The 26,624-nt window shown below is 53.8% G+C and carries 26 protein-coding genes; 10 read left to right on the forward strand and 16 right to left on the reverse strand.

Features of this window, described 5'->3' with window-relative positions; genetic code table 11:
* Positions 1 to 34: 34 nt before the first annotated feature.
* Positions 35 to 787: a substrate-binding periplasmic protein gene (locus DPRO_RS11275; RefSeq protein WP_097012131.1), complete on the reverse strand. Its 753-nt coding sequence runs from the start codon at positions 785 to 787 to the stop codon at positions 35 to 37.
* A gap of 155 nt (positions 788 to 942) precedes the next feature.
* Here DPRO_RS11275 and DPRO_RS11280 point away from each other — a divergent pair, with 155 nt between their 5' ends.
* Positions 943 to 1,830: a DMT family transporter gene (locus tag DPRO_RS11280; RefSeq protein WP_097012132.1), complete on the forward strand. Its 888-nt coding sequence runs from the start codon at positions 943 to 945 to the stop codon at positions 1,828 to 1,830.
* A gap of 56 nt (positions 1,831 to 1,886) precedes the next feature.
* Here DPRO_RS11280 and DPRO_RS11285 read toward each other — a convergent pair whose 3' ends face one another.
* The 10 genes from DPRO_RS11285 to DPRO_RS11330 form a co-directional block, all read right to left on the reverse strand.
* Positions 1,887 to 2,243, reverse strand: a complete 357-nt coding sequence (locus DPRO_RS11285) for a PilZ domain-containing protein (protein WP_097012133.1) — start codon at positions 2,241 to 2,243, stop codon at positions 1,887 to 1,889.
* 168 nt (positions 2,244 to 2,411) lie between these two features.
* Positions 2,412 to 3,165, reverse strand: a protein-coding gene (locus tag DPRO_RS11290) for an IS5 family transposase (RefSeq protein WP_097010290.1) whose coding sequence is annotated in 2 segments (ribosomal slippage) — positions 2,412 to 2,829 and positions 2,828 to 3,165 — 756 coding nt in all. Because the reading frame shifts where the segments join, the coding sequence is not laid out codon by codon here.
* 32 nt (positions 3,166 to 3,197) lie between these two features.
* Positions 3,198 to 4,438, reverse strand: a protein-coding gene (locus tag DPRO_RS11295) for an IS3 family transposase (protein WP_097012134.1) whose coding sequence is annotated in 2 segments (ribosomal slippage) — positions 3,198 to 4,084 and positions 4,084 to 4,438 — 1,242 coding nt in all. Because the reading frame shifts where the segments join, the coding sequence is not laid out codon by codon here.
* 101 nt (positions 4,439 to 4,539) lie between these two features.
* The gene (glpX, locus tag DPRO_RS11300; protein WP_097012135.1) at positions 4,540 to 5,523 is read right to left on the reverse strand and encodes a class II fructose-bisphosphatase; all 984 of its coding nucleotides are present in this window, start codon (positions 5,521 to 5,523) and stop codon (positions 4,540 to 4,542) included.
* A 9-nt stretch (positions 5,524 to 5,532) separates the two neighbouring features.
* Entirely contained in the window at positions 5,533 to 7,497 is a 1,965-nt protein-coding gene (gene tkt / locus DPRO_RS11305; protein WP_097012136.1) for a transketolase, read from the reverse strand.
* 24 nt (positions 7,498 to 7,521) lie between these two features.
* A complete protein-coding gene (gene rpiB / locus DPRO_RS11310; RefSeq protein ID WP_097012137.1) occupies positions 7,522 to 7,962 on the reverse strand; it encodes a ribose 5-phosphate isomerase B in 441 nt (146 codons plus the stop codon).
* Positions 7,963 to 7,979: 17 nt separating this feature from the next.
* The gene (locus DPRO_RS11315; protein WP_232005563.1) at positions 7,980 to 8,294 is read right to left on the reverse strand and encodes a hypothetical protein; all 315 of its coding nucleotides are present in this window, start codon (positions 8,292 to 8,294) and stop codon (positions 7,980 to 7,982) included.
* A gap of 24 nt (positions 8,295 to 8,318) precedes the next feature.
* Positions 8,319 to 9,158 (reverse strand): hypothetical protein, encoded by an 840-nt coding sequence (locus DPRO_RS11320; RefSeq protein ID WP_097012138.1) that lies wholly within the window; start codon positions 9,156 to 9,158, stop codon positions 8,319 to 8,321.
* Positions 9,155 to 10,915, reverse strand: a complete 1,761-nt coding sequence (locus DPRO_RS11325) for a tetratricopeptide repeat protein (protein WP_097012139.1) — start codon at positions 10,913 to 10,915, stop codon at positions 9,155 to 9,157. Before DPRO_RS11325 ends, DPRO_RS11320 begins: the two co-directional genes overlap by 4 nt.
* 12 nt (positions 10,916 to 10,927) lie before the next feature.
* Positions 10,928 to 12,013, reverse strand: coding sequence for a sigma-70 family RNA polymerase sigma factor (locus DPRO_RS11330; protein WP_232005564.1), 1,086 nt, complete (start codon positions 12,011 to 12,013; stop codon positions 10,928 to 10,930).
* Between the two features lie 252 nt (positions 12,014 to 12,265).
* Between DPRO_RS11330 and DPRO_RS11335 the strand changes: the two genes are divergently transcribed.
* The gene (locus DPRO_RS11335) at positions 12,266 to 14,683 is read left to right on the forward strand and encodes a homocysteine S-methyltransferase family protein (protein WP_097012140.1); all 2,418 of its coding nucleotides are present in this window, start codon (positions 12,266 to 12,268) and stop codon (positions 14,681 to 14,683) included.
* Positions 14,684 to 14,811: 128 nt separating this feature from the next.
* On the opposite strand, the gene DPRO_RS11340 is transcribed toward DPRO_RS11335, so the two are convergent.
* Both DPRO_RS11340 and DPRO_RS11345 read right to left on the reverse strand, forming a co-directional pair.
* Complete coding sequence (locus DPRO_RS11340; RefSeq protein ID WP_097012141.1) at positions 14,812 to 15,267, reverse strand: methylated-DNA--[protein]-cysteine S-methyltransferase; 456 nt, start codon at positions 15,265 to 15,267, stop codon at positions 14,812 to 14,814.
* 19 nt (positions 15,268 to 15,286) lie between these two features.
* On the reverse strand, positions 15,287 to 15,937 hold the full coding sequence (locus tag DPRO_RS11345; protein WP_097012874.1) for an IS1595 family transposase: 651 nt from the start codon (positions 15,935 to 15,937) through the stop codon (positions 15,287 to 15,289).
* Positions 15,938 to 16,104: 167 nt separating this feature from the next.
* On the opposite strand from DPRO_RS11345, the gene DPRO_RS11350 reads away from it, so the two are divergent.
* Positions 16,105 to 16,356, forward strand: coding sequence for a CBS domain-containing protein (locus DPRO_RS11350; RefSeq protein ID WP_097012142.1), 252 nt, complete (start codon positions 16,105 to 16,107; stop codon positions 16,354 to 16,356).
* Between the two features lie 143 nt (positions 16,357 to 16,499).
* Here DPRO_RS11350 and DPRO_RS11355 read toward each other — a convergent pair.
* Positions 16,500 to 17,620, reverse strand: a protein-coding gene (locus tag DPRO_RS11355) for an IS3 family transposase (protein WP_097011027.1) whose coding sequence is annotated in 2 segments (ribosomal slippage) — positions 16,500 to 17,344 and positions 17,344 to 17,620 — 1,122 coding nt in all. Because the reading frame shifts where the segments join, the coding sequence is not laid out codon by codon here.
* A gap of 92 nt (positions 17,621 to 17,712) precedes the next feature.
* Here DPRO_RS11355 and DPRO_RS11360 point away from each other — a divergent pair.
* The 5 genes from DPRO_RS11360 (at position 17,713) to DPRO_RS11385 (ending at position 21,596) form a co-directional block, all read left to right on the forward strand.
* The gene (locus DPRO_RS11360) at positions 17,713 to 17,970 is read left to right on the forward strand and encodes a hypothetical protein (protein ID WP_097012143.1); all 258 of its coding nucleotides are present in this window, start codon (positions 17,713 to 17,715) and stop codon (positions 17,968 to 17,970) included.
* Positions 17,971 to 17,972: 2 nt separating this feature from the next.
* The gene (locus tag DPRO_RS11365; protein WP_097012144.1) at positions 17,973 to 18,770 is read left to right on the forward strand and encodes an ABC transporter ATP-binding protein; all 798 of its coding nucleotides are present in this window, start codon (positions 17,973 to 17,975) and stop codon (positions 18,768 to 18,770) included.
* The gene (locus DPRO_RS11370; RefSeq protein WP_097012145.1) at positions 18,767 to 19,516 is read left to right on the forward strand and encodes an ABC transporter ATP-binding protein; all 750 of its coding nucleotides are present in this window, start codon (positions 18,767 to 18,769) and stop codon (positions 19,514 to 19,516) included. The genes DPRO_RS11365 and DPRO_RS11370 overlap by 4 nt, the downstream gene beginning before the upstream one ends.
* 33 nt (positions 19,517 to 19,549) lie before the next feature.
* Complete coding sequence (locus DPRO_RS11375) at positions 19,550 to 19,777, forward strand: hypothetical protein (protein ID WP_097012146.1); 228 nt, start codon at positions 19,550 to 19,552, stop codon at positions 19,775 to 19,777.
* 751 nt (positions 19,778 to 20,528) lie between these two features.
* Positions 20,529 to 21,596: an IS5 family transposase gene (locus DPRO_RS11385; RefSeq protein WP_097010253.1), complete on the forward strand. Its 1,068-nt coding sequence runs from the start codon at positions 20,529 to 20,531 to the stop codon at positions 21,594 to 21,596.
* Between the two features lie 171 nt (positions 21,597 to 21,767).
* On the opposite strand, the gene DPRO_RS20035 is transcribed toward DPRO_RS11385, so the two are convergent.
* Positions 21,768 to 21,953, reverse strand: coding sequence for a hypothetical protein (locus DPRO_RS20035; RefSeq protein WP_157917455.1), 186 nt, complete (start codon positions 21,951 to 21,953; stop codon positions 21,768 to 21,770).
* Positions 21,954 to 22,133: 180 nt separating this feature from the next.
* Between DPRO_RS20035 and DPRO_RS11390 the strand changes: the two genes are divergently transcribed.
* A complete protein-coding gene (locus DPRO_RS11390; protein WP_157917456.1) occupies positions 22,134 to 22,832 on the forward strand; it encodes an outer membrane protein in 699 nt (232 codons plus the stop codon).
* A 340-nt stretch (positions 22,833 to 23,172) separates the two neighbouring features.
* Here DPRO_RS11390 and DPRO_RS11395 read toward each other — a convergent pair whose 3' ends face one another.
* Complete coding sequence (locus DPRO_RS11395; protein WP_097012149.1) at positions 23,173 to 25,068, reverse strand: molybdopterin-dependent oxidoreductase; 1,896 nt, start codon at positions 25,066 to 25,068, stop codon at positions 23,173 to 23,175.
* A 237-nt stretch (positions 25,069 to 25,305) separates the two neighbouring features.
* Here DPRO_RS11395 and hisS point away from each other — a divergent pair, with 237 nt between their 5' ends.
* Positions 25,306 to 26,547: a histidine--tRNA ligase gene (gene hisS / locus DPRO_RS11400; RefSeq protein ID WP_097012150.1), complete on the forward strand. Its 1,242-nt coding sequence runs from the start codon at positions 25,306 to 25,308 to the stop codon at positions 26,545 to 26,547.
* Positions 26,548 to 26,624 lie beyond the last annotated feature (77 nt).

Here is a 26,624-nt window from a genome sequence, read left to right on the forward strand (position 1 = left end):
TGAAATAGAAAAGCCGCCTGAAAGGCGGCTTTTTTTATTGGTATTTTGACAATATCTGATCGAGGGTGCCGTTTTCTCGGATTGCCTGTATCTTCCTGTTCACCACCGAAAGGCAATTTTCCCAACCTGTGACGTGATTAAAGACGAACCTGAGCCACACTGATGATAGCGGCTTTTCCGCGAAGTGGAAGTCCTCTCGCGACATTGAAGGGGTTGTCTTCATAAGCCACAAAGCGGTTCGCTTGTTGATGGCGACACCGTCCACACGTCCTTGTTTGACCATACGCAATAGCAGAATATCCTTGTTGACATCATAGCGAATCGCTTTCCCCTGAAGGAACAAAGGTTCTATGACCGGATATGAATAATTGCTGATGCAGCCGATGGTCTTACCTTCCAGGCTCTCAAGCCCGGAATAAATGAGCGGCGTTCGTGCAGAGGATATAATGATACTGTCTTCACGAAGGATTGGATCACTCCATAAAAAGCGATCTGGTTTCGGCACCCACTCTATTGCTTCCAGTCGTGTGTAAATGGGTGCTTCATTGCTCAGAAGCAGTTCTCGAGGTTTGGAATAAAGATCGACATTTCTTGTGATGGAGTCCGGCAGGACCTCCTCGAAAAGATCAACAGCAATCCCACTCGGTGCCGCGTCTGTCAAAATCTCATACGGTGCCCACCCTCTGGCGAAATAGCCGAGAGTCACAGTCCTTCCTTCAGCCATTGCCACATGTGGAGCGACCAGCATCATCAGGACAAGAAGCGGAGAAGACAGTATTCGTATCATTGAATGAGGTGACCTCGTAAAGTTGGCAGACCGTATGCTAGTCGGCGTCAACGGTTGTAGATGGTTATATTATATTGCATTATGCCAGCTCCTTAAAGATGTTTTTTGCGATATTAATTGCTTGTCCTTAAGCAGGGTTAGGCATACTCTGCCGCATGTTTATCAATCTGACCCCCGGCATGCGCTTCATGCTGGTAGGCACCATCCTCTTTTCCATCGGTTCGCTGCTGATCAAGCTCGCCGGTGAACATGTTCCCACCATGCAATTGTTGTTTTTGCGCGGTGTGGTCGGTGTTGTTTTGTGCTGGGTTCTTCTTCGACGATCCGGGGTCGGTTTCTTTGGCAATCGGCGGTGGTTTCTTCTCGCTCGGGGGTTGGTAGGCTTCATTTCCTTGTTCGCAGAGTTCTATGCGCTTATCCATTTGCCTCTGGCTGATGCAACCGCCATCATTTTTACGCATCCGGCAATTGTCGCCTTGCTGGCATGGTTTGTTCTCAAGGAACGGCTCGGTAAGTGGGGGCTTGTGGCTGTGGGGGCCAGTCTGACCGGCGTAGCCCTTGTCTGTCGGCCTAGTTTTCTTTTTGGAGTGGGCAAGGCTGATCTTGATCCTGTTGCCGTGGCTGTGGCGCTCGCAGGCGTACTGGTTACCGCGTTGGCCATCCTTGTTGTGAGGACGCTGGCGAAAACTGAGCATCCTGCAGTCGTTATGGCATATCCCCCCTTATTGATCTGCCTGATCGGGCCTTTTTTCTCGCATGACTGGGTCATGCCGACCCCAATCGAATGGCTGTATATCGCCGGAATCGCGATTTCGATGAATCTCGGTCAATATTTCATGACACGTGGCTACGCCATTGAATCTGCCGCACGTATCAGCGGAATCACCTGTCTGGAAATGGTTTTTGCCGCCATGTGGGGTGTCTCATTCCTTGGTGAAATACCGGACTACTGGACGATCAGCGGCGGCACCTTGATTGTGTTGGGGACGTTCCTGCTCGGGCGCGACAGTCTGGACGACACACCGGAAAAGTCAGTCGCATAACAGGTTGTGACAAGACGTTTGTGTCATTGCGGCATACGTACTGTGTGCCCTGACTTTCAGAACTTTTCGAATACATCCATCAATTCGTCGTCAATGGTGACCGGGTCCTGTGCATTGAGTTGAACCAGCCGGTGCAGGAAGGTGAAGCTCAGTTCGTCCATTTCCTTGAATCGCATGGCTATCTGGTTGTCGCCGGAGCGAATGATATCGCCTTCGGTGACAATCCGTACGCTGGGTGACAAGGGAATGTGTAGCTCGGCATGTGTTCCCACATGGCAGTCATCACATCCAACGAGTAAGGCTCCCTTGAGGCTGATGTCCCTGGTCTCCACCGGGATGACAACGTCGTCCACGGTGACGTATGCTTCGAATCCCGCCTTGACGCGGGTGCTGTGTCGCTTGTTGTCGTCCATGATGATCACTCCTTAACCCTTGTATAACATATTTTGGACGGTGAGCAAAAGACCTGCTTGCTGAAGAGTGGCGGTCAGGAGGCGCGATGTTGTTTGTGAGCCGTCCTGAAATAGGTTGACGGTTTTTGAAGGTTTCAATCAGGCTGTGGGGCTAGGGTGTGTCGACAATCACTTCAGCCACAGCCACATTGCTCCTACGTACACGAAAGCAAGATAGGACGTCGCCAGCTTGTCGTATCGTGTTGCAATCCTTCGAAACTGTTTTAAATTTCCAAACATACACTCTATAGCACTTCGCTCCTTATAGAGATGTTTGTCATATGTTCGCCTTGTCTTTCTGTGAGAGCGAGGAGGGACAACCGGATTGGCATTCATGGCTTCAATTGCCATTACAATTTCATCTGAATCATAGCCCTTATCAGCAAGGACATGCTCGGCAGCCTGTCCTTCAATAAGCGGAATCGCCATACTGCAATCCGCTGTATTTCCAGGTGTTAATATGAATTTAGTTGGACATCCGAGAGCATCTGTGGCAGCATGGACTTTCGTTGAAAACCCTCCTCTAGATTTCCCCACCGACTGCTGGAGGTGCCCCCTTTCCGCCAGCCGAATGCTGATGAGCTCGCACTATTGTGCTGTCAATCATGAGCCATTCAGTATCAGCGTCTACCGCAAGCGTGTTGAAGATCATTTGCCATACACCTTTCTTGGCCCAGCGGATAAATCTCTTATGGACCGAAGACCACTTGCCATAGCTTTCTGGCAAATCTCGCCAAGGCGCCCCTGTCTTGCCAATCCACATGACTGCATCAATGAATAGCCTGTTATCTTTTGCAGTTACACCGCAGTCACTTTGTTTTCCTGGAAGATATTCTTTGATTTTATCCCACTGATCGTCGCGTAGAGCGTGTCTTTTTTGCACTGCCAACCTCCTGCCAAGAAGTATAGCAAATCTCAGAATGATTGTCGACACGCCCTAGCCCCACAGCCTGATTCGTGTACATCGTTTGGCGTTCTCATTCCTAGGCTGAGATGTGGCCGTTGTGAATTGTATATCTCAACGGATTCCCTCACCAGGGTATTGAGCTCTGCAAAGTCGTTGCATTTGGTGACCATGAACTCTTGCTTCAGAATTCCATTCATCCGTTCCGCCAAGGCATTTTGATAGCAGTCATAGCCATCTGTCATGGAAGGAACCATGCCGGATTCCTGGAGTTTTCTCTGGTAGACCGAAGAAGCGTATTGGAGTCCTCGATCTGAATGGTGAATTGTATTCACCCTCCTTCGCTTGTTTTCAACTGCCGCGTCCAGCGCTTTGGTTGTGCTTTCCGCACTGAGATCCCGGCTCACGTTGTATCCCATTATCTTCCGGCTGAATGCATCTGTCACCAGCGACAGATAGCATGTTTGCTCACGTGTATTCACGTAGGTAATGTCGCTTACGAACACCTGCTCAGGACATCTCGGTTGAACATCTTTCAACAAGTTGGGATGCTTTTTTAGCCAATGCTTCGAGTTGGTTGTCTTTGTATAGTTTTTCCGTCGCTTGATGAGCATATGCTCTCGCCGCAGCAGGGAAAACAACCCATCACGTCCGAGCCTGATTCCCTTTGCGGAAAATGCGTCCTTCAACAGGTGGTACAGCTTTCGAGTCCCAAGGCGGGGCATCCTGGTCCGCACGTTCAGGACCATGGCCTTTGCCTCCTGATACATGGCTTCCCGTGCATCATGGCGCTTTTCAGCCTGATACACGGACTGCCGACTGACCCCGAGCTGCCTGCAACAAGCAGACAAGCTTATTTGTCTTTCTCTCTGAAGACTTCGTGCAGCTCGGGGGTAAGCTTTTTTCTTATAGAAGTCCCAAACTCGCGGTCGGAAATCTCAATCATTTTATTGAGAAGCGCGGTCTTGATCTTTTCTTCCTCAAGCTCTTTCTCCAGCCGTTTGATCTTCTGGACCGGTGTTTCTCTGGCTTTTGGGTCTTTTCGGGAATGTACCATGGACTTGCTCCAATCAAGGGTGCCGTGCTTCCTGAGCCACTTCAGCACAGTGCTTCGCCCTTGAATACCATAAAGAGCCTGAGCCTGCTTGTACGTCATCTCGCCCTTTTCCACCTGTGCCACAACCGACAATTTAAAGGCCATCGTGTAATCGCGTTGGGTGCGTCTAACTCGCTGTTTGGATTTGTCTTCCATAAATAGGTCCTCTGGGTGTCAACCTATTTCAGGACGGGACATTGAAATAAAAAAGGCCGGAACCATGTGGTTCCGGCCTTTTGCTTTGTATTTCGAGAAGTCTAGTCGTATTCGACTGCGCTGAACTTCATCAATGCATCCCAGTTGTGGATGGCTTCCACGTAGCGGATGGTGCCGGTCTTGCCGCGCATGACCAGAGAAGAAGTCTCGGCGCCGTGTCCGTGGTAGGCAACACCTTTCAGGAAGGTGCCGCCGGAGATGCCGGTGGCGGCGAAGAACAGGTCTTCACTCTTGACCAGATCGGAAACGGTCAGCACGCGGCGAACATCCATGCCATATTCGGCCAGAGCGTTCTTTTCGTCCTGCTTCTGCGGATCGAGCTTGGCGAACATCTCGCCGCCCATGATACGGATGGCGATGGCGGAGAGCACGCCTTCCGGGGTTCCGCCTGTTCCCATCATGACATCCACCTCGCAGCGGGGGTCGATGGCCATCAACGAACCGGTGATATCACCGTCGGTGTGCAACTGAATGCGGGCACCGGCTTCGCGGATGTCGCTGATCAGCTTTTTGTGACGGGGCTTGTCCAGAACGAAGACGACCAGATCGTCAACATCCTTGTCGAGCGCACGGGCGATCAACTTGAGGTTGTGACCGGTGGGTGCTTCGATATCAACAACGTCTTTTGCCTGGGAAGGCACGACGAGTTTCTGCATGTAGTAGCTCGGGCCCGGATCGAACATGGCTCCTGCGGGAGCAACTCCGACAACGGAGATGGCGTTGGGACGACCGTTGGAGAGCAAGTTGGTGCCTTCCAGCGGATCGACGGCGATGTCGACTTTGGGGCCTTTGGCGCGACCAAGCTTTTCACCGTTGAAAAGCATGGGAGCGTCGTCTTTTTCCCCTTCGCCGATCATGACGCGACCTTCGATATCGAGGGTATTGAAACAAAGACGCATGGCGTCAACAGCAGCCTGGTCGGCGGAGATCTTGTCTCCCTTTCCGAGCCAGCGTGCACATGCCAGTGCGGCGGCTTCGGTGACACGGACGAGATCGAGGGCCAGATTTTTCTGCGGAGCTTCCATAGCTGTCTCCTAATATTTTTCGCGAATCATCGCGGCGAAGTTTTCCGGGGTGAAGCCGTATTTGTCGGACAGGGTCTTGCCGGGGGCGCTGGCGCCAAAGTGGTCGATGCCGAGTACGACACCTTCCAGACCGACATATTTGTACCAGTAATCGGTGCGACCGGCTTCGGCAGCGGCACGGGCCGTGACTTCAGGCGGCAGCACTTCATCTTTATATGATTTGGGTTGAGCGTCAAACAGCTTCGCCGAAGGCATGGAAACCACGCGAACCTTGCGCTTGAACAGCTTGGCGGTTTCCAGTGCCAGAGATACTTCGGAGCCCGAAGCGATGAGGATCAGGTCGGGAGTGCCGTCGCAATCCTTGAGAACGTATCCGCCCTTGCGGGGGCCGTCCTGAACAGCGGGGTACTCGGCCGGATCGAGAATCGGCAGTCCCTGACGGGTCAGGAAAATGGCCGAAGGCATCTTTTCCTGCTTCATGGCGATATCCAGACAGACCTTGGTCTCCTGAGCGTCAGCCGGACGCAGGTCGATGAGGTCCGGGATCAGGCGCAGGGAGCTGACGTGCTCGATGGGCTGATGGGTGGGACCGTCTTCGCCGACCCAGAAGGAATCGTGAGTGAATACGTACAGTACCGGCAGTTCCTGCAGCGCGGACATGCGAATGGCGTTGCGGCAGTAGTCGGAGAAGGTCAGGAAGGTTGCGCCGAAAGGCATCAGGCCGCCGTGCAGCTGGATACCGTTCATGATGGCGGCCATGGGGAATTCGCGAACACCGAAGGCCAGGTTGCGAGCAGTGTACCCGTCAATGGCGAAGTCGCCGTAGGTGGTACGGAAGTTCATGGTCTGGTTGGACGGATCAAGGTCTGCGGAACCACCGATCAGGGTGGGCAGGGAATCCATCACGGAATCAAGGCAGGTACCCCATGCCTTACGGGTAGCCATGGTCTCACCCGGGGTGAATTCAGGCCAGTCGATGGACAGCTCGGGACGCGGCTTGTTGACCTGCTCCCAGATGGCGGCGAAGTCGATGTCAGCCATTTTCTCTTCAACCAGAGCCTGCCACTTGTCAGCCTTTTCGCGCATGCCGTCGAAACGGGCGCGGTATGCTTCCAGAACATCTTCGGCGACGTGGAAATCTTCGGCGGGAAGGCCGAGTTTTTCCTTGGTTGCCGCGATTTCGTCAGCCTTGAGCGGCTCACCGTGGGTTTTGTGGCTGCCTTCCATGGTGGCGCAGCCTTTAGCCATGGTGGTGTTACCGATGATCAGCGTGGGACGGGAGGTCTCAAGCTGTCCGGCCTTGATGGCGGCACGGATTTCATCATGGTTGTGACCATCCACTTCGATGACGTGCCAGCACAGTCCTTCAAAGACTTTCTTGTGGTCGGTGCAGTCGGCCTGACAGGTGGGGCCGGCCAACTGGATTTTATTGGAATCGTAGTAGGCGATGATCTTGCCCAGTCCCCACAGACCGGCAAGGGAAGCAGCGCCCAGAGCAATGGGTTCCTGCAGGTCGCCGTCCGAAGAGAGGACATAGGTGTAGTGATCCATGACATCGGAACCGAGCTTTTCGCGGAGGTATGCCTCGGCGACAGCAAAACCGACGGTCATGGCAAAGCCCTGCCCGAGAGGACCGGTGGTGGCCTCGACGCCCGGAGTCAGATGGACTTCAGGGTGTCCCGGTGTCAGGGAATCGAGCTGGCGGAAGTTTTTGATATCGTCCATGGAGATGAAGCCGTTGAGGTGCAACAGCGCGTAAAGCAACATGGACTCGTGGCCGGCGGAAAGGATGAACCGGTCACGGTTGAACCACTTGGGGTCGTCCGGATTGAAGTTAAGGAATTCGGAGAACAGGATGGTGGCGTAATCGGCGGAGGACATTGCGCCGCCGGGATGACCGGAGTTGGCCTTGGCAACGCCGTCCATGATCAACCCTTTGACCACGGCGATGGTCTTATCCGTCATTTGCGTCATGGTAATATACCTTTTTAAAAGTTGTTATTTGGCTACTGTGTCGATGAGGTCGATACGTCGCTGATGACGATCGCCACCGAAGTCCGTTTCCAAAAATGCCTTGAGAATCTCCACGGCCAACCCCTGGCCGGTGACTCGTTCGCCCAAACAGAGGATGCGTGCATCGTTGTGCTCGCGTGCCATCCGGGCGAGAAATTCGTTGGTGCAGAGTGCGGAGCGCACGCCCATGCGGTTGGCGGTCATGGTCATGCCCTGCCCGGTGCCGCAGATGAGTACACCCATCAGGTTGTCGTCCGCTTTCACCTTTTCCGCAACCTTGGCAGCGAAATAAGGGTAGTCGCAGGAATCGAGACAATCGGGACCTTCGTCGATGACGTCGTATCCCCACTGTTTCAGACAGGCGATGAAAACCTGCTTTAAGTTATAGCCGCCGTGATCGGAGCCAATGACAATGGTTTTATTCACTTTGGATTTCTCCCGTTTTAGCTCTGCTGCTCGCGCAGCTTGCTCATGCGTTCCTCGCGGTCACGAATGAGTTCGTCCTTCAGAGTCTCGATTTCCTCTTTCAGAAAGTCGATCTGCCGAAGGCTCATTTCCTTTTCCGCCTTCCTTCCTCTGGGCGCCTCTGCGATACGCCCGAGGTTGCCATATTCCTGTTCGAGTTCTTTTTCAAGTCTGCTGATCTCGAAACGGGTGAGAATCGACTTGCCGAGCCACTTGATTTCAGCCACCCAGGTCTTCAGCCCGAGTGTGAATACTTCCAGAACCGAGTCATTATTATGCGATTCACTCATCATACGTCCTCATGTGTGACAGGAGCATTATTGTTTTATGGATGTGTAGCCATTATCCAGGCGTTTGATCAAAGCCCCTTCGGGCAGTTCCAGATCCGTGGATTCGTTTGGCCATGCTTTTGTCTTCAATTCTCGTGACTTAACGCGCAAGACTCCCTGCTCCCCGTCGTCCATGGTCAGGACCACGCGTCCGGGCAGTGGGAGCGGTTCGTCGCCGTATCGTTCGACGCTGAGTTGCCACATCCGCTTCTCTTCATACGCATCAGGGGCCGTTCCTTCAATGATAATCGGGTGACCGGCCTTATCCAGCGTTATGGATCGGATGGAACCATGGTTCACTTCGTAAATGTAATGATCCCCATCCGGTCGAGCGTTTCCGTATTTCTTGGGAGCCAGTTCGGAAAAATCTCCCATGGTCACTCGGGCAAGTGTGTTGAGAGAAAAGGGGAAAGGCATGCCCAGCCGGGTTGCTCCGAGAACCGGGTTGATGTGGGCGTACGCGATGTTCTCAGAAGGGTAATATACCAGCAGGCCGTCGCCGTTCTCCCTGATGTGCGCCAACAACTTGCCGATGCCTGCCGCAATATCTAGGCGCATGGCACCATCGAAATTACCCCACATGGAAACACGTGTGAGATTGGTGCGTCGTGTAGGGACAACTCTGGTGTAACGTAACGAAGCGCTGATCAGAACCCCGGGGGCTTCTGTGGGAGCGCAGTAGTTGTCACGAAAAGAACGCCATGCCGCTTCGGGTGTTTCCTGGATGGTTCCGGGCGGCAGCTTGGGTGCGCATCCGACCACGCTCAGCAGCACGAGGAGCGCCGCCATTGGTGTGAAGCGTATGAACACGTTACAGAAGTTGATCATAAATCCTTGAGCTTCTTCTTGATGTGTTCCGGTTCACGCGTGCCGTGCTTGAGGGAATAATTATATCCCTTGCGGGCTTGCTTGATGTTGCCCATGGCAGCCGCGATGTCGCCGTAATGTTCCCATATGGTCGGGTCGTCATTCATGGCGTCAACTGCGAAGCCGATGGTCTCCCATGCCTTGTCCAGCTTGCCTTGCTTGAAGTAGACCCATGCCACGGAGTCCAGAATGTAGCCGTTTTCCGGGTCAAGGGAAGAGGCTTTCTGCACCAGCACCAGAGCCCGATCAAGGTCACGCCCTTCTTCGGCCAGGGTGTAGCCAACAAAGTTGAGTGCATTGATGTGGTCCGGGTGGCTGCGAAGCACCTTTTCCATTATTTCAAGTCCTTCGGAGCGTCGGTCGGTCTCTTCGTACAACATGCCAAGCTCATAGCTGATCTCGGGGTTATCCTTGAGTCGTTTCAGCCCGTCTTTCAGGACTGCTTCCGCACCGTCGATATCGTCGATGCTGCGCAGCAGTTTGGATTCGAGCACGTAGAAAATGTGCCCTTTGGGGAAAAGCTCCTTGCCCTGTCGTGCCAGTTCAAGGGCCTTATCCGTGTCGCCCTGCACGTGGTACAGTTGGGATTTGAAACGCAGTGCGTGCGGGTAGAGGCGATCGTCTTCCCTGACTCGGGAAAGCTGTTTGAGGGCCTTGTCCGGGTCTTTCTCGCCGTCATTGGCGATAACCGCTTTATAGAAATAGTACTCGGCAGGAATCTCGCCGTCCGATGTCAGCATATCCAGAACCGTCGATCCCTGTGCGTAGAACTGATCATCTATGAACATGAGCGCCGCATCCAGGATGAACGCCTTTGACAGCGGACCGTCCAGAGTCAGTTGCAGGGCGCGATCAGGGTTGTTCAGCTTGAGGTTCAGGTTGATCATGCGCAACCGTGCTTCGGGGAAGGGGTCGCCCTGTTCGAGGATGGTGGTGTAGGTCTTTTCCGCCTCGACGTAGTCCTTGTTCAACTCGTATTGGTAGGCAAGTTCGACTAGTGCCTCAGTAAAGCGCGGGTCCATGGACACGGCCTTGCGGAGATTGGCGATGGCTGCCTTGCGCATGCCCAGATTGCCCTGGGTGCGACCAATGGCGTAATACGTGTCTGCCGTGCGTTTGTCTGTCGGGATGCGTTTAAGCTCATCCAGCGCCTTGGCATTTTCACCGGCATCCATCAGCATCTGCCCGAGGCGCTCACGCACCTGAAAATCGTCCTGATGGCGGGAAAGGTAATCGACCATGACGTCAACCGCAGCGCCGATACGGTTCTCGATGGCATAGGAATTCGCCAGATAGATGGTCAGCACGCGGTTGTCGGGAAATGCATCCAGACCTTCCTTGAGGATGGTGCGGGATCGGGCCGGGCCTGCCTGGTCGTTCCAGTACATGCTGGCCTTTTCGAGGTAAAGCTGCGGAGAGGGGGCTTCCTTGAGCAGACGGTCCAGTGCCTCTTCGGCGCGTTCCTTGATATCCTGAACATCTTCGGGAGTCAGGTCGCTCTGTTTGCCTTCGGACATGTGACGCTGCAATCGCTGCATCTGGTCCTGATACACGAGGTAATCGTAGTTGAGCTGGGCTTCGGTGCTCAGAGGTCTTGGCTCGATCTGCGGCGACCGGGATTTGGAGCTTGACGCGCAGGCGGAAAGTCCGGCCATGGCGAGACAGAGAAGCAAGAGGGTCGCGGCAGTTGCCGATGGTGAGCGATGTTTTGTTGGCATAGTGGTCTCGTTTTATTCGTGTTCCAGTACCCAGTCTTTGGAAAACCCTTTGATCTTTTCGGTCATGTATTCCCGAATCTTGACCAGTAGGCGTGCTTCGATCTGCCGCACCCGCTCTCTGGTCACCTCGAATCGTTCCCCGATTTCGCGCAGGGTGACGGGGTCCTCTGAGAGCAGACGGTCATCAAGGATAGCCAGTTCCTTCTCATTAAGCGAGGGCCGGATCGCTTTGATGTTTTCAAGCATCAGGTCCACGATCTGGTCGCTGGCGATGGTCTCCTCGACGCCGGGGCCAAACGACGGCAGGAAGTCCATTTTCGTGGCATCCGAGTCCTCGCCAAGGGGCGTGTTGAGCGACATGTCGTTCTTGGACAGACGTTGGTCCATCTCTTCGACATCGGTCTCGCTCACCCCCAGGGACTTGGAGAGCGCTTCGGTGGTCGGATCAAATCCGAGAGCCAGAAGGCGCTGCCGTTCCTTGTTCAGGTTGTAGAACAGCTTGCGTTGCGTCTGGGTGGTGCCCACCTTGACCATGCGCCAGTTGTCCATGATGTATTTCAGGATGTACGCCTTGATCCAGAATGCAGCATAGTAGGAAAATTTGATTCCCTTTTCAGGATCGAATTTTGTTACGGCCTTGAGAAGGCCGACATTGCCTTCCTGCACCAGATCAAGGGCGTTCTGCATCCATTTGCGCTGAAAATCCATGGCAATCTTGACCACAAGGCGAAGATGGGAGGAAACCAGCTTGAATGCGGCATCCTGATCGTTCTCATCCTGCACGCGTTTGGCCAGCGCGTATTCCTCGTCCGGGTCGAGCATGGGAAATCGCGCAATCTCCCGCAGGTACAACTGAAGGGGGTCGCGTACTCGGACTTCCTTGGAAGTCGGCTTGGCAAAGGCGGGAAGCAGCGTTTCAATCGGTTCCACTTTGGCGGGCGGGGAAACCGGCACTGCCTGGGAGCTGACGGTTTTGCCCTCCACATGGGCAGATTTGAGTGCCTCTTCGTCTATGGCCTGCTCGTCAATGTCTTCTTCGACAAGCTCCGGCTCCATGATGTTCGAATTCAACTGTGTATCATTATCTTTGGATGACATATCTATATATCGGGCCTTATGGGCTTCCGGTTCAATACTAATATAAGAGTAAGAAAACGACATTATAGTTTTTGTGTTTCCTTTTCAATGTTTTTCACCTCGGGGCAAATTTGTGCAACCATATGCTCATGCTGGCCCTCTGATTATTGTCTCGCCGTGAAAAATACTTGATTTTCAAAGGTACAGGGGCTATATCGAGATATCTAGATATAAGAATTAATTGCCCCGCCAGCGGGGTTTCAGGAGTGAGAAGTGCCCGATTTCAGATCCGTATTGCGTGACGATAAAGTGTATTTTTTCGATGGCGGTTATGGAACGCTGCTGCAGAGCAGAGGACTGCCCGCCGGACTTTCCCCGGAATTGTGGGGACTCAAGGAACCGGATGTCATTCGCGGCGTGCATCAGGATTACATCGATGCAGGAGCCAATGTTCTGACTACCAACACATTCGGCGGCTCCCGTCCGAAGCTGGGCATGGATGCGGATCCATATGAGTTGAACAAGGCCATGACTGAAATCGCACGGCAGGTCGCTGGCGACAATGCATTCGTTGCCGCCTCCATTGGGCCCACCGGACACTTTGTCGAACCCCTTGGTGATCTGACGTTTCGAGAGCTGGTAGATATTTTCAAAGAGCAGATTCGCGGCTGTGTGGATGGCGGTGCCGATCTGATTTTGGGTGAAACTCATTTCGATCTGGCCGAGGCCAAGGCTGTGGTGGTCGCGGCACGGCAGGTTTGTGATCTGCCCGTTGCGCTCTCCATGACCTTTGAGGGCGACGCGTCCCTTACAGGCACTACGCCGCAGACCTTTGTCGACACCATGCAGAATATGGGCGTCGAGCTGATCGGTACGAACTGTTCGGCTGGCCCTGAGCAGATGCAGAATATCCTGCGTTCCTGGGCGCCCCGTTTGGAAACCCCGGTTTTTGCCGAAGCCAACGCCGGTCTGCCTGAGCTGGACGATGACGGCAACACCCGATTCCGTTTGCCGCCCGAGCCTTTTGCCGAGCAGGCCGCCGCGTTCGTTGATCTGGGTGCCAAATTCATTGGCGGTTGCTGTGGCACCACCCCCGACCACATTCGTGCCTTGCGCGCCAAGGTCGGTGACAAAACATGGCAACGCCCGGAAAAAACCGACGACGCCCAACTGGTTCTGACATCGCGTGCCGTTTCGGTTCCCATCGGTTTTAACCATCCTGGCGTGATCATCGGCGAGCGCATCAATCCGACCGGGAAAAAACAACTGACAGCCGAGTTGCAGGATGGTGCTTTCACCGAAGCTCTGCGTTTCGCCTCTGAGCAGATAGACCTCGGAGCACCCGTGCTGGATGTCAACGTCGGTGCGCCGATGGTTGACGAAGTCGCTCTCCTGCCGGAACTGACCAAAACGCTGATCAGTCGTTTTTCTACCCCTCTTTCAATTGATTCCAATGATCCCAAGGCTGTTGAAGCGGGACTGTGGGTGTACCCCGGTTCGCCGCTGGTTAACTCCATTTCCGGTGAGTCCGGCAAGATGGAGGAGCTTGGCCCGCTGTGTAAGCAGTTCGGTGCACCGTTTATCCTGCTGCCCATCGTCGGTAACAAGCTGCCTGTGACCGCAGCCGAGCGGTTGACGGTTATTGAAGGGTTGCTGCAACAGGCGTATGACCTCGGAATTCCCAAACGGTTGATCATGGTTGATGCTTTGGCTCTGACAGTGTCATCCAAGCCCGAAGCGGCACGCCATGCCTTGGATGTCATGCGCCACTGTCGCGATGAGTGGGGTCTGCCCACTACCATCGGCCTGTCCAATATCTCTTTTGGTCTGCCTGCCCGAGAACTGCTGAACTCCACCTTCCTGTCGCTTTCCATGGCATCGGGACTGTGTTCATTTATTGCCAATCCCAACTCCGCCCGTTTGCAGGAATCACTGCATGCCACCGAAGTGCTGCTCAACCGCGATCCGCAGGCGGAACGGTATATCGAGAAGTTCTCCGATTGGACCGGCGGCTCTCAGGGAGGAGCAGCGCCGTCTACCGGTAAGACTGCTAACTCCACGGACAGCAATCTTCCTCCGGTTCAGGCTGCGGTCATCAAAGGTGACAAGGATTCCATTGTCGCTCTGGTAGAAAAGGAGCTTGATGCTGGCAAGGCGGCCATGAGCATCGTCAATGATCTGCTCATTCCCGGCATTCTTGCCGTGGGCGACAAGTACGAGAAAAAGGAATACTTCCTGCCGCAGTTGCTCCAGTCCGCTGAAACCATGCAGACGGCATTTGCCCGTTTGAAGCCGCTGTTGGAAGAGGACGAATCTGCCGGAGAAAAGCCGGTAGTCATCATGGCCACAGTGGAAGGCGATATCCACGACATCGGCAAGAATATTGTCTGTCTGATGCTCAAGAACTACGGCTTCGAGGTGGTGGATCTGGGCAAGGACGTCAAGGCCGAAACCATTGTCGACGCCGCTCAGGAGCACAAGGCGTCCATCATCGGGCTGTCGGCCCTCATGACCACGACCATGGTCCGCATGGAAGATACCATCAAGCTGGTGGGTGAGCGCGGTCTCGACACCAAGGTGATCATCGGCGGTGCGGTTGTTACGGAAAAATTCTGTAACGCCATTGGCGCTGACGGGTGGTCCACTGATGCCATCGATGCAGTGAAGCTTGCACAGCGGTTGACCCAGTAACGGTTTTCACAATGAATCATTCAAAGGCCGCCTCTTGAGGTGGCCTTTTTTTGTGGCGAGTAATTTTCAGGAATGAGCGCAGAGGCTAAGTGGCAGAAGGGCGGAGGCTCTTGCGTCAGGGGCTTGCGTTACAGGAGAGCGCCTTCCAGTCGGAGCAGGTACTGTTTCATTTTCAGGCCGTCTTTTGCGCTGAATCCGACCAGTTTCCCATTGGAGCCGAGTACTCTGTGGCAGGGGTAAATGATCGGAAACGGATTGGTTGCCATGACACGCCCCACAGCTTGTGCTCCGCCCGAGGAGCCGATGTCGGCAGCCAGTTCGCCGTAAGTTCTGGTTGCCCCTTGGGGAATGGCTTTTGTGGCGTCCAAGGTGACCCGTTGGAAGTCGGTGAGATCGGTCATGTGGAGGGGAAGGTCCGGCCATTGTGGTCGCTGGCCGTTTATGTATCGCTCCAAAGCGGATTCGATTTCTTTCGCATGGGCGGAAAACGATACGCTCTGTTCATCGGCATCGGCGAAGCGGGGGCTGATGGACGTGATCTCGTCGTCACACCAGTGTAAATCCAGCGCAAGAGGCAAGACCACAAGGGGCTGTACCAGATAACTAGCCCATATGTCTTCTAACCCACTGTTTCAGTTGTTTAAACTGGCTTCGCGGATTGCTGTTATTAAAACGCCACTCGCATTCCTTTAAAAACAGAGAAAAATGCTTGGTTGGAATGCCGTTGAATTTCCTCATATGGCGTTTGGCCTGGTTCCAAAAATTCTCGATTCCATTGATGTGGTTGTGGCTATCTGCAAACAGCTTCGAGTGGTTGATTCGGAAGTGTTTGAACGCTGACACATCAAGGACATTGTAGCCATACCAGCAGTCCGAGTAAACCACACTGTCTGGCTGGATTCTTTCCTGAATAATGGGAAGCAAGGTTTTACCTTTCGCATCAGGAATCACCTGTGTATAGACCTTCCCGCCCCTTTTAAGGATTCCAAAAACAGGAACCTTACCAGCCGCCCCACGTCCTCTTTTGCCCTTTCGCTTGCCACCGAAGTAGCTCTCATCGACCTCAAATTCGCCAAAATCCATCCCTTCACAGGACTCTTCTACCGCTATGATTTCCCGGAGCCGGTGAAAGTAATAGGCGGCTGTTTTGACGTTCACACCAACCAGATCGGCAGCGCAACGAGCTGTCGTGCCAGCCACAAAATGTTCGATTAAACGAAGCTGCTTGTCCTTGCTCAAACGACTTTTTCGCATTGCCATACCGATAACCCAAAGGAGTTATCTGGTACAGCCCCTATTAAAATTTGTGGGATAGCTCTTTCAGTACGTCGCATCTTTCTCTTTTCCCGCTTCATGTTAAAACGCCTTCGCCTGTTCCCTCAAAGGGACTGGCTCGGCGAGTTGCGTTCACAAGGAGAGAGATGATTAAAAAGCGGATGGAGGAGATCTATACTCCCAATGTCTACAGCGTGTCTCCAGACACGCCAACCTCGGAAGCCCTTGCCACCATGCGGGACAGGAAGATCAGTTGTATCGTGATCGTGGATGGTGGGCAGCCAGCGGGTATTTTTACGGAACGGGATGTCATCCGGTGCGTTGCAACACAGGGACTCGGCTTTGCCGACAATCCGATCTCTGAGGTCTGCGCCTCCCCCCATCCTTTGGACCACTGATCGGTCATTTTAAGGTGGAGCCCGGCGTCCGAGTTTGTGCCTCCTTAGAGGCGGTTCGCCGTAGCCGTTGTGGAGCGTAGCCCGTCCCCGTAGGGGCGGCCCGAAGGGCCGAGGGCGGAGCGGAGCAACGGCTACGAGCCAAGTCAATGAACATTCAAGTTGCTTCTGTATACGGCAGCGGGAGTTCTTTTGTCCAACGACGAATGACCGCGCTCCTCGTTGTAATACCTAAAATAGCGCGTAAGCCCATGGTATAGCTCGATTCCATCACAGTACGCCCTAGGGTAAATATCCTCATATTTCACCGTCCACCACAGCCGCTCTATGAAGACATTGTCGATTGCGCGACCTTTGCCGTCCATGCTGATTGCAATTCCCTTGCTCTGCAAAACTCCGGTAAATTCACGACTCGTGAACTGCGCTCCCTGGTCCGTGTTGAACACCTCCGGCGTAGAAATGCGCAAAGCCTTGTTGAGCGCCTCCACGCAGAAAGAACTATCCATCGAGTTCGATAGCTCCCAAGCCAGCACGAAGCGGCTCCACCAGTCTATCACTGCCACCAGGTACAGAAAGCCGCGCTGCATGGGGATGTAGGTGATGTCAGCGCTCCAGACTTGATTTTTCCTCTCAATGGCAACTCCTTTCAGCAGATACGGAAACACGGGATGCTCCGGATTGGGGACACTCGTATGCGGCCCTGGAGTGATGGCTTGCAAGCCCATCAGTTGCATCAGTCGCTCAACTCGTTTGTGGTTGACTTGATGGCCTTGGGTCTTCAGCCAATCCGTCATGCGCGGCGAGCCGTAATCCGGCTGACGCAGATACTGCTCGTCGATGAGACGCATCAAGGCTAAATTTTCATCGGATTCGGCTACAGGCTTGTAGTAAAATCCCGAACGGGAAATGCCTGCCAACTTGCATTGCCGCCGGATGGAATACTCCCGATCTGGTTTGATCCACTGGCGGCGCACCTCAAGCGGCAGGCTTACAACTTTTTTTCAAGCCACTTGATGTCCATCTTGAGCCGACCGATCTCCTCAAATAACGGTGCGGTTATCTCCTCCTGGCTTTTGGCTTTCTTGCCACTGGAAAAGATGTCATCGACATTCTCAAGGAGCTGCCGCTTCCACGTGGAAATCTGATTGGGGTGCACTTTGTACTCCGCAGCCAGTTGCGCAAGCGTCTTCACGCCACGAATCGCCTCAAGTGCGACCTTGGCCTTAAACTTGTCCGAATGTTTCCGTCTTTTGCTGCTCTTTGTCATGCGTCCTTCCTTATCGGTTTAAGGACGCAGATTCCACCTTAACCAGTGGTCCGAATTTCGGGGGAAAGCGCATTAATACATTGCTTGGGCCCATGCTGGGTGCCGGATTCATGCTCTACTTCGAGAATGTCATCCAGGGCGTTATTGGACCCCAGTGGAAGCTGGTTCTTGGTTCAGTCTTCGTCTTGGTCGTCATCTTCCTGCCCGGTGGATTCATCGATCTGTATCGACGCATCAGGCAACAGATGGGGCAGCCGGCCGCGCGCAGGGACAATGTTCCCGACGCACCGGGCTCATTGCTGGATGAGCGGGAAGGCAAGTACGCCTCCTTCACCGAAGGAGGAGAATAGCCATGGACAAGAAATACCTTTTGGAAGTGAACAATCTGAGCAAACGCTTCGGGGGATTGCAGGCACTGGACGACGTCAACCTCCAGATCGAGGAGGGCAGTATTCACGCCATCATCGGTCCCAATGGAGCGGGCAAGTCCACGTTGCTCAACGCCCTGATCGGGCTCATCGAATCAGACCAGGGCACAGTCTGGTTCCAGGGGCGGCCCATCATTGGGGACAACCCCTATGACAAAGACAAGCTGCCTGTGATGAAGCCCCATGACATCATCCAGCTCGGTATCGCGCGAGTCTTTCAGACACCGCAGATATTCCCGGCCATGTCGCTCATACACAATGTGGCGATTGCCGGACTTGCCAAGCGGGACGGGCATTTCTCGCCGCGTGCTCTTGAGGCCCTGGACTCAGATCATCAGGTTATTGGAGAAGCCACCAACTATCTGCGACGGCTTGGTCTTGGAGAACAACTGCATGTCCAGGCGGAGCATCTGTCTCGTGGCGACAAACGTCGGTTGGAGCTGGCGGTCTGCCTAGCTTCACACCCGCGCCTGCTCCTACTTGATGAACCCACGGCGGGAATGTCGCGCCACGATACCAACAAGACCATCGACCTGCTCAAGGACATCCACAAAACCGGCATGACCAAAGTCGTCATCGAGCACGACATGCATGTGGTTTTCAGTTTGGCAGATCGCATCAGTGTACTGGCGCAGGGCAAGATCATTGCCAGCGGCAAGCCCGAGGAAGTTCGGGCAGACCCACGCGTCAAGGAAGCCTACCTGGGAGGAGGACACGCATGAGTACCCAGCTTAAGGAAAAAGAAAGGGATACGACATTCAAGGATGCGTTTTTGTCATGCCGTGATCTGCACGCCTACTACGGTGAAAGTTATATTGTCCAAGGTGTATCCTTTGACATCAAGGAAAGCGAGGTTGTCGCACTCCTTGGGCGCAATGGAGCCGGCAAGACCTCAACGTTGCGAACCATTGCCAGGGCACGAGACCCCGAATTGCATCAGGGTGAGATTTGGTTGGACGATCAGCCGCTCCACACCATGCCGACGTTCAAGGCGGCCCGTGCCGGAGTTCAACTCGTCCCCGAAGACAGACGAATCATTCCGGGGATCAGTGTCGAAGAGAATCTGATCATTTCCCAGGTGGCCAAGCCCATCGGATGGCCTTTGGAACGTGTTTATGAGTCCTTCCCGAGGCTCGCAGAGCGGCGCAAGCAGGATGCGGCCACTTTATCTGGAGGAGAGCAGCAAATGCTCGCCGTTGCCAGAGCTGTGGCCCGTGACCTCAAGCTCCTGTTGCTCGATGAACCTTATGAGGGACTCGCTCCGCAGATCGTTCGGGAAATCGAGGATATCGTCAACAAGATCAAGGAAATGGGAATCACGACAATCATAGTCGAGCAAAATGCTGTTGCAGCACTGCAACTGGCTGACTCGGCCATCATCCTCGATATGGGTGAAGTCGTGTTTCAGGGAACGGCCCAAGAGGTCCTGGACAATGAAGAGTTGCGAGACACCTATCTGGCAATCTGATTAAGGTTCATACAAACAGAAGGAGATGGTGCAATGACGGACAGGACAAAATTCGTCAAACTAGCCAACAAGCGGGTCAACGCCGCCATTAAAAGCATAAAAGAGGTCTCGGAGTTGTCAAATACCTCGAAGTACGAATACAGCAAGGAGGATGCAGATAGAATTATTGAGCACCTGCAATCCGAAGTAGATGATTGCAGGAAGCGATTTGAAATCGCCCTCAATGTTGATGCTTGGGTTCAGTTTTCTCTGGATGAATAAAAGGGTGATGCTTTCTCAGGAAAACTTGAATGGCATTATGGAGGCCTTGAGAGTAATTAAATAGAGTCGAAAACGTACCACAAAACGTACCCCGACAGTCGAAACGGGGTACGTTTTGTCTCCTTTGGACGCAGTTTAGGGTGCGCTATTTCAATAACTTACTGAAATCATTAGGCACAAAATCCGCCTGCTAAGCGTGTAATGGTTCCCCTATTGGGTTAGGAGATTTGTGTCTTTTTGTGTCCTCTTTTATACCGACAGCATGCGTAAATAAGCGATATAGTGCGCCCACAGCACATGGTGCACACGTAGTGCAAGACGGATTTAACGGGCGAAAGCTCAGTGTTTTTAGTTGGTTAATTTAGATGTGCCTCCACATGCCCTCTTGAACGGCATTAAAGGAGGCATGGGCAAACCATAGGTTCACTCTTCTTAAATAATTTTACGTTGTTGACGCGACTTTAAATAAGCAGTATATCTATTTGAAATAATGGTTTTTTATTGAATTGCGTGTGTGAAAAAATGTGTGATTTCCATTCCAAAATCACCACAAGACACCGAAGAACACCAACTATCCCCAAAAAGTAACCCCCTGCCATAATTAACAAACAAGGCAGGGGGCGACTTTTCATAAACGCGGTGGGTACTTTTTGGAATCCCATTGCGCCTTCGGCGAGGATGATGCTTAACGATACTCGAGACCTCTGCACGGCAAATCCCACACTTTTACTCTTTAACTATTTGATTTATTATGCTATTATTTCTCCATCCAAAGGAGGAAGGCATGGCTATTCGGCAGAAAGGACCTCGGTTGGGTGATTACTTCCTGGGGCACCGCAGAACCAAGACCACATTTCTGGATGAGATCAACGAACTCATCGACTGGCAGCCCATCAACGCCTTTCTGTGCAAGAAGATCAGGCGCAAGGCCAACGCCGTGGGCAATCCCGCCTATCCGCCTCTGGCGATGTTCAAGATTCTGCTCTTGCAGCGTTGGTACAACCTGAGTGATCCGGGCGTGGAGCAGGCGCTGCTCGACCGGCTCTCCTTTGTCAGATTTACCGGTTTTTCCATCGAGGACGACGTGCCGGACGAGACCACCATATGCCGTTTCCGTAACGGTTTGATCCGCCTGAAGGTGCTGGACTCCTTGCTCGACATGCTTAACCGCCAGCTTGAAGGACAAGGGCTTCTTGTCCGTGAGGGAGCCGTGGTGGACGCCTCGGTAGTCGAGTCGCAGCGGCGGCCGCGCAAGGTTATCGACGTGATGCCTGAGGACCGTTCCGAGGACGCCGAAGAACAGGATGGGCCGGTGGACTGCCGGGTCAGCTATTCGGATGACGAGGAGGCGGCCTGGCTCCGCAAGAGAAATCGGGCCTATTACGGCTACAAGCTCCATGCCGCGACGGACAGTCGAGACGGGTTTCTGCTCTGTGGTCACATCACTCCCGCGAACCATTCGGACACGGGCGAATTCGAGCGGCTCGTGAATGGCGTCGGCCTTGATCCCGGCGCACGGGTTTATGCGGACAAGGGCTATTGCAGCGGGAAGAACCGGGACATTCTGTTTGATCGCGATTTGGAGGACGGAACCATGGACAAGACGCCTCGTGGCGGCAGGCTGACAGACTTCGAAAAGACCCGCAACCGTGACATCAGCAGCATTCGGCAAATAGTCGAGCGGGCCTTCGGCACACTCAAACGTGGCTACGCATTCTTTCGGTCCCGATACGTGGGTCGTGAGAAGGTGGAGGGAGAGTTCCACATCCTCGCCATGGCGTTCAATTTGAAAAAAGCTGTTCGACTGGCGCGAGCCTGAAGGGAGAGGTGCGTCCAAAATCCGGCATTTCGGCCAGAAATGGCAGGAAAAGGCCGGGAATGAGCCCAAGCTGGGGTGCGGTCAGAACATCAAATTGGGTGCGGAGCGCAAGGCACGGACGCGAAAAGGGGATGCGCAGAGGTCTCTACTCAGTAATCAGCAATATACGATCTATGGCTCCACAGGAGCCAGACTGGGGATGCAAGGGCGATAGTCCTTGCCCGCCGGAGGCGAAATCACCTGACAAATCCCGCCGAAGGCGGTTTCCCATCCTAATTTATGTTTAAGCAGAATATGAATGCCGCGTTGCGGCGATGTGTAGTGATATTTTGCTTCCGGCAGCCAAAGATCAAGCACCTCGTAGAATCCTGCTACAGCATTCGTTTAGTAAATATCATTATCCCAAATTTTTTTGTATTAAATGTATCAACAAGTATTTACAACAATATAGAAAGTCTATATCACATGCTCTCTTGTGGTGGCTATGAATGGTTAAGGTTGATCATATCGTATTTCATTCTAAGCTGGAAAGTTGTTATGACTCGAGTACATTTTATTGTTGTTTGTTTGTTTACCTTACTTGTAATTCCCGGCCAGGCTTTAGCGGAAGAACGCACTCCGTTTTATGTCGGGGCGAAGTTAGGCGTTTCCCTGATGGGCGTTGACGACGTGAAGAATACTACGCAAATCGCCAATAGGGCAGCCATCAACAAGAAGAGCGAAGAAGATACTCTTTTGATGTTAGGTGGAACTATCGGGTACGATTGGAGCAAATCACATGATATTCCTGTTCGCACTGAGCTTGAATACATGGTTCGTGAGGATTTTGGTTATAAGGCGAATCCCACGTTCAAAAATGCCCTTGTTGCGACAAAGACTAATGTCGACATGGCAGTCCAGACCGTATTGGCAAACGTGTATTATGACTTTGATACCGGTACTGCCTTCACTCCGTTTATCGGTGGTGGAATTGGGTATGCATTCCTTCAATCAGATGCGGATGTGACGGTTATCGCCACTGATGTTAAGTCGAGCAAAAAGAGAGAAGAAACAAATTTTGTTTGGCAAATCGGGGGTGGTGTTGCCTACGATATTTCGGACCATTGGACTCTCGATACGAGCTATCGCTATCTGGACATGGGAAGCATGGAATGGGGGGCACCTACTAACTTGGGTATCAAAGCTGATGAGATTACAGCCCATGAAGTGGTGATGGGCCTTCGCTACACATTCTAAAGTACGTAGTTTTAATAGAAAGAGCCTTGGTATATGTGCCAAGGCTCTTTTTTTATTTGAAAGCAGAATATGAATGCCGCGTTGCGGCGATATGTCGCAAGACTTCGCCTCCGGCGGCCAAAGGGCGAGCCCCTTTGGAGTCCCATTGCGCCTTCGGCGAGGGTGGTGCTCAAAGAAAGTCTGAAATTAGTAACATAAGACGCATGACTCCACAGGAGTCAGTCTCGGGATGCAAGGGCGGTAGTCCTTGCCCGCCGGAGGCGAAATCACCTGACCAATCCCGCCGAAGGCGGCTTCCTCATCTGATTACTCCGCCCCAACGGGCAAAAACAAACAGCCGCTATCTGTTCTCCAACCGACAAACCTGACTGTAGTAGGCAGTCCCGTCACCCATATCCGTGTTCATGGGCTTGATGATGACGTTGGCGTTGTGCCCCATCTTCATCCATCCACCGCGTCGAATGATCACGGCACGCGGATGCAGATCGTCGATGGTCTTCATCTGAACCTGCATGGCACCTTGCGGCGTGACAAGATAGACTTCTTCGGCCGGGTTGAGCGGTCCCCAGGCGGGGTTCTGCTTGGAAACCCAAACGGTCGGCGTGCCTCGCTGATCGTCTTCGGGAATCTGGGAATGCAGATACTTGCGACGGACCAGAGTCAACAACTGGAGCGGATAATCAGGGTCGCGCTCAGGCTCGGGCGTCAATGTCTCGGGGAACCGGTACAATCCGTCAGGATGGGCGAACTGCATGTCCTCGTAAGCCACGTAGGGATGCATGGCTTTGACAAACCCGTTCTCGCGCAACTCTTCAAGAGAGAAACCACCCTTTTTCAAGCTTTCCTCGAGCATTGTCTCGGTGTCCGGCAACGTGACAGGCGTATCCAGCCGCGCACCAAGATCACGCAAAACCTCATGGTCCGGCCGACACTGACCACGTGGCTCCACGACCTTGGCGCAGTAATGCACGTAGTTGTGGACGAAGGAACCGAAGGCGTCTTCACGCTCCAGCATCAGGGCAGGCGGAAGAATGACATCGGCGGTGAGCGCGGTGTCGTTCATGAAGGCTTCCACGCAGACAACGAACGGCTTGCGAAAGGCGTCGGCAACGGCCAGACAATCGGGTACCTGATTGACGATGTTGAACCCGTCGACCCAGATGAATTCGACCTTGGGGTCGGCCCGTCGCAGCTCGGCACCCAGGTCCTGCTGAAGGAAGGTGCGGCGTTCCGGCTCGTGATCCATAACGAGATGGTCCCACTTGCCGAGGTTGCGACCGGAAGAAACATTGTAGTAGGCACCGCCGCCGGAGATGCCGATATTGCCGGAGATCATTGCCAGCGCATTGATGAACCGGACGTTCTCGCCGCCGTACAGATGGCGTTGCAGTCCCCAACTGATGAGGGTCGCCACGTTGCCGGTGTCGGCATACCAGTCGTAGATCATCTCGACGTCAGCGGTGGAGACTTCGCACATGCTGGTCAGCTCGGAGAGCTTGTAACCGTCGATGATGCCGCGGAGTACCGGCCAGTTGGCGCATCGGTTGAGCACCCATGGGTTGAGATCGCCGGCTTCGAGATACAACTTGAGCACGGCAGCGGCCAGAAAGCGGTCAGTGCCTGGACGGATGATGACATTGACGTCGGAAAATTCTGCGGTGTCATCTCCACCGGGGGAGATGGTCAACACCTCGGTGCCGTTTTTGCGTGCCTTGTGGAGGAGCTGCAACTGGTGAATGGAACAACGGGCGAGATCACGCCCCCAATTGATGACACGGCTGGCATTGAGGATATCCTCGGGATCATTGTGCTGCAGATCGCCGAAATCACGGAGGGAAGCCTCGATACCGGTGTTGTCACACACTGATCCGTACAGGGCCGAGGTCCCCAGCTTCTTGAAAAAGACTTTGCTTGCGTCGCCGATAACGCCCCGATACCCGTGACCGCGAGCGTGCAGAATCTTCTCTGGCGTGGGCAGCAGCGGATTCAGCTTGTCGGCAATCAGTGTCAGGGCCTCGTCCCAGTCCGCCTCGCGAAACTGCCCATCCTCCCTGATGAGAGGGGTGACGATTCGGTCGTGGGCGTCCAGACGCTCGAAATAGCGGGACCCCTTGCGGCAGCAGAACCCTTTTGTGAAGGGATGCCGGGGGTTGCCCTTGATTTTCTTGGTTTCAGGGTCGACGATAAGGGAACAGCAATCGCCGCAATCCATTGCACAGGCAGAAACAATGCTCATGAGTATCCTCCGGCCGCAAGCATGGAGCACTTTACTATCAAGGTCAAATCCTATTCTTCATGACAGAAGGGGGCTGTGCCTGATCGTCCGTGAGGTTTTTGCGGCAGACGGTGTGGTCTTGCGAAAATCGGCCTCAGCCAAGGGTTTTGCGCATTCCCTTTTTGACAATCTGTCCCGAATGGACTAACCAAAATCGTTTCCAGTGACCTGACTCTGATTAAGGAATATATACACGCCATGTCCAAAGTACAAAAAATCAAAGGGTTCGTTGATCTCTTCCCTGAAGAGGCAGCGAAATTCACCGCCATGGAAACTCGCGCCCGTGAGGTCTTTTCCCGCTACGGCTTCGGTGAATTACGTACCCCCATCCTCGAAAAGACCGAGCTGTTCCAGAAATCCATCGGTGAAGATACCGATGTGGTCGGCAAGGAAATGTTCACCTTCCCGGATCGAAAAGACCGCTCCCTGACCATGCGCCCGGAAGCCACCGCCGGTGTTGTCCGCGCATTCATCGAATCCAAGACGCATCAGCCGGGCAAGATTTCCAAATTTTTCACTTTCGGTCCCATGTTCCGTTACGAGCGTCCCCAGAAGGGCCGCCAGCGCCAGTTCCATCAGCTCAATGCAGAAATTTTCGGTGCCGATGAGGCCCAGGCCGATGCCGAGTTGATCCTGATGCTGCGCACGTTCCTCAATAAGCTGGGACTGACCAAGCTGACCATCGAGCTGAATTCCCTCGGTTGCCACGAGTGCCGCCCCACCTACAAGCAGGCGCTCATCGACTACTACAAATCCAAGGACAAGGAGAATTTCTGCGAAGACTGTCGTCGTCGCATGGAGACTAATCCGCTGCGCGTTCTGGATTGTAAAGTGCCAACCTGCAAGGAGTTGGTCGTCGACGCCCCGGTCATCACGGATCACCTGTGCGACGATTGTGAAACCCATTTCGGTGACGTCAAGGCCATCCTCGACGGAGCGGACGTAAACTATGAGTTGAATCCCCGCCTGGTGCGCGGGCTCGATTACTATGTGCGCACCTGTTTCGAGGTCGCTTCCTATGACATCGGGTCCCAGACCGCGGTGGCAGGCGGCGGCAGATACGACGGCCTGATCAAGAATCTGGGCGGTCCCGACTGCCCCGGAACCGGCTTTGCCTGCGGCATGGAGCGCCTTGCGCTGCTGCTTGAGCAACTGGAGGCCGAGACGCCTGACTTTTACCTTGCCGTAGTGGACAAGGAAGCGGCCAACGCTGCCATGCTCTTTGCCCAGCAACTGCGCGACAAAGGGTTGAAGGGCGAAGTTTCCTATTCGGGCGGGTCCATGAAATCCCGCATGCGCGCCGCCAACAAGACCGGCGCCAAGGTCTGCCTGATCATGGGCGGCTCCGAGTTGGCCGATGGCACCGTCACGATCAAGGATATGGTCGGTGACCGTGAGCAGGAGACTCTGGATCGCGAACAATACCTGGCCAGCCAGTAGGATGCCGGGAATGGAGCGTAAACAAGCGCTCCGGGTCGGCCAAGGCTGACCGATTGATATGATGCAATACAAGGGCT

The organism is Pseudodesulfovibrio profundus (genome assembly GCF_900217235.1).
GTDB lineage: Bacteria > Desulfobacterota > Desulfovibrionia > Desulfovibrionales > Desulfovibrionaceae > Pseudodesulfovibrio > Pseudodesulfovibrio profundus.

Excerpts from the sequence above, each read along its gene's own strand:
- DPRO_RS11275 (WP_097012131.1), bottom strand. The coding sequence starts at position 787 with ATGATACGAATACTGTCTTCTCCGCTTCTTGTCCTGATGATGCTGGTC.
- DPRO_RS11280 (WP_097012132.1), top strand. The coding sequence starts at position 943 with ATGTTTATCAATCTGACCCCCGGCATGCGCTTCATGCTGGTAGGCACC.
- DPRO_RS11285 (WP_097012133.1), bottom strand. The coding sequence starts at position 2,243 with ATGGACGACAACAAGCGACACAGCACCCGCGTCAAGGCGGGATTCGAA.
- glpX (WP_097012135.1), bottom strand. The coding sequence starts at position 5,523 with ATGGAAGCTCCGCAGAAAAATCTGGCCCTCGATCTCGTCCGTGTCACC.
- tkt (WP_097012136.1), bottom strand. The coding sequence starts at position 7,497 with ATGACGCAAATGACGGATAAGACCATCGCCGTGGTCAAAGGGTTGATC.
- DPRO_RS11315 (WP_232005563.1), bottom strand. The coding sequence starts at position 8,294 with ATGATGAGTGAATCGCATAATAATGACTCGGTTCTGGAAGTATTCACA.
- DPRO_RS11320 (WP_097012138.1), bottom strand. The coding sequence starts at position 9,158 with ATGATCAACTTCTGTAACGTGTTCATACGCTTCACACCAATGGCGGCG.
- DPRO_RS11325 (WP_097012139.1), bottom strand. The coding sequence starts at position 10,915 with ATGCCAACAAAACATCGCTCACCATCGGCAACTGCCGCGACCCTCTTG.
- DPRO_RS11330 (WP_232005564.1), bottom strand. The coding sequence starts at position 12,013 with ATGTCATCCAAAGATAATGATACACAGTTGAATTCGAACATCATGGAG.
- DPRO_RS11345 (WP_097012874.1), bottom strand. The coding sequence starts at position 15,937 with ATGCGAAAAAGTCGTTTGAGCAAGGACAAGCAGCTTCGTTTAATCGAA.
- DPRO_RS11350 (WP_097012142.1), top strand. The coding sequence starts at position 16,105 with ATGATTAAAAAGCGGATGGAGGAGATCTATACTCCCAATGTCTACAGC.
- DPRO_RS11360 (WP_097012143.1), top strand. The coding sequence starts at position 17,713 with ATGCTGGGTGCCGGATTCATGCTCTACTTCGAGAATGTCATCCAGGGC.
- DPRO_RS11365 (WP_097012144.1), top strand. The coding sequence starts at position 17,973 with ATGGACAAGAAATACCTTTTGGAAGTGAACAATCTGAGCAAACGCTTC.
- DPRO_RS11370 (WP_097012145.1), top strand. The coding sequence starts at position 18,767 with ATGAGTACCCAGCTTAAGGAAAAAGAAAGGGATACGACATTCAAGGAT.
- DPRO_RS11375 (WP_097012146.1), top strand. The coding sequence starts at position 19,550 with ATGACGGACAGGACAAAATTCGTCAAACTAGCCAACAAGCGGGTCAAC.
- DPRO_RS11385 (WP_097010253.1), top strand. The coding sequence starts at position 20,529 with ATGCTATTATTTCTCCATCCAAAGGAGGAAGGCATGGCTATTCGGCAG.
- DPRO_RS11390 (WP_157917456.1), top strand. The coding sequence starts at position 22,134 with ATGACTCGAGTACATTTTATTGTTGTTTGTTTGTTTACCTTACTTGTA.
- DPRO_RS11395 (WP_097012149.1), bottom strand. The coding sequence starts at position 25,068 with ATGAGCATTGTTTCTGCCTGTGCAATGGATTGCGGCGATTGCTGTTCC.
- hisS (WP_097012150.1), top strand. The coding sequence starts at position 25,306 with ATGTCCAAAGTACAAAAAATCAAAGGGTTCGTTGATCTCTTCCCTGAA.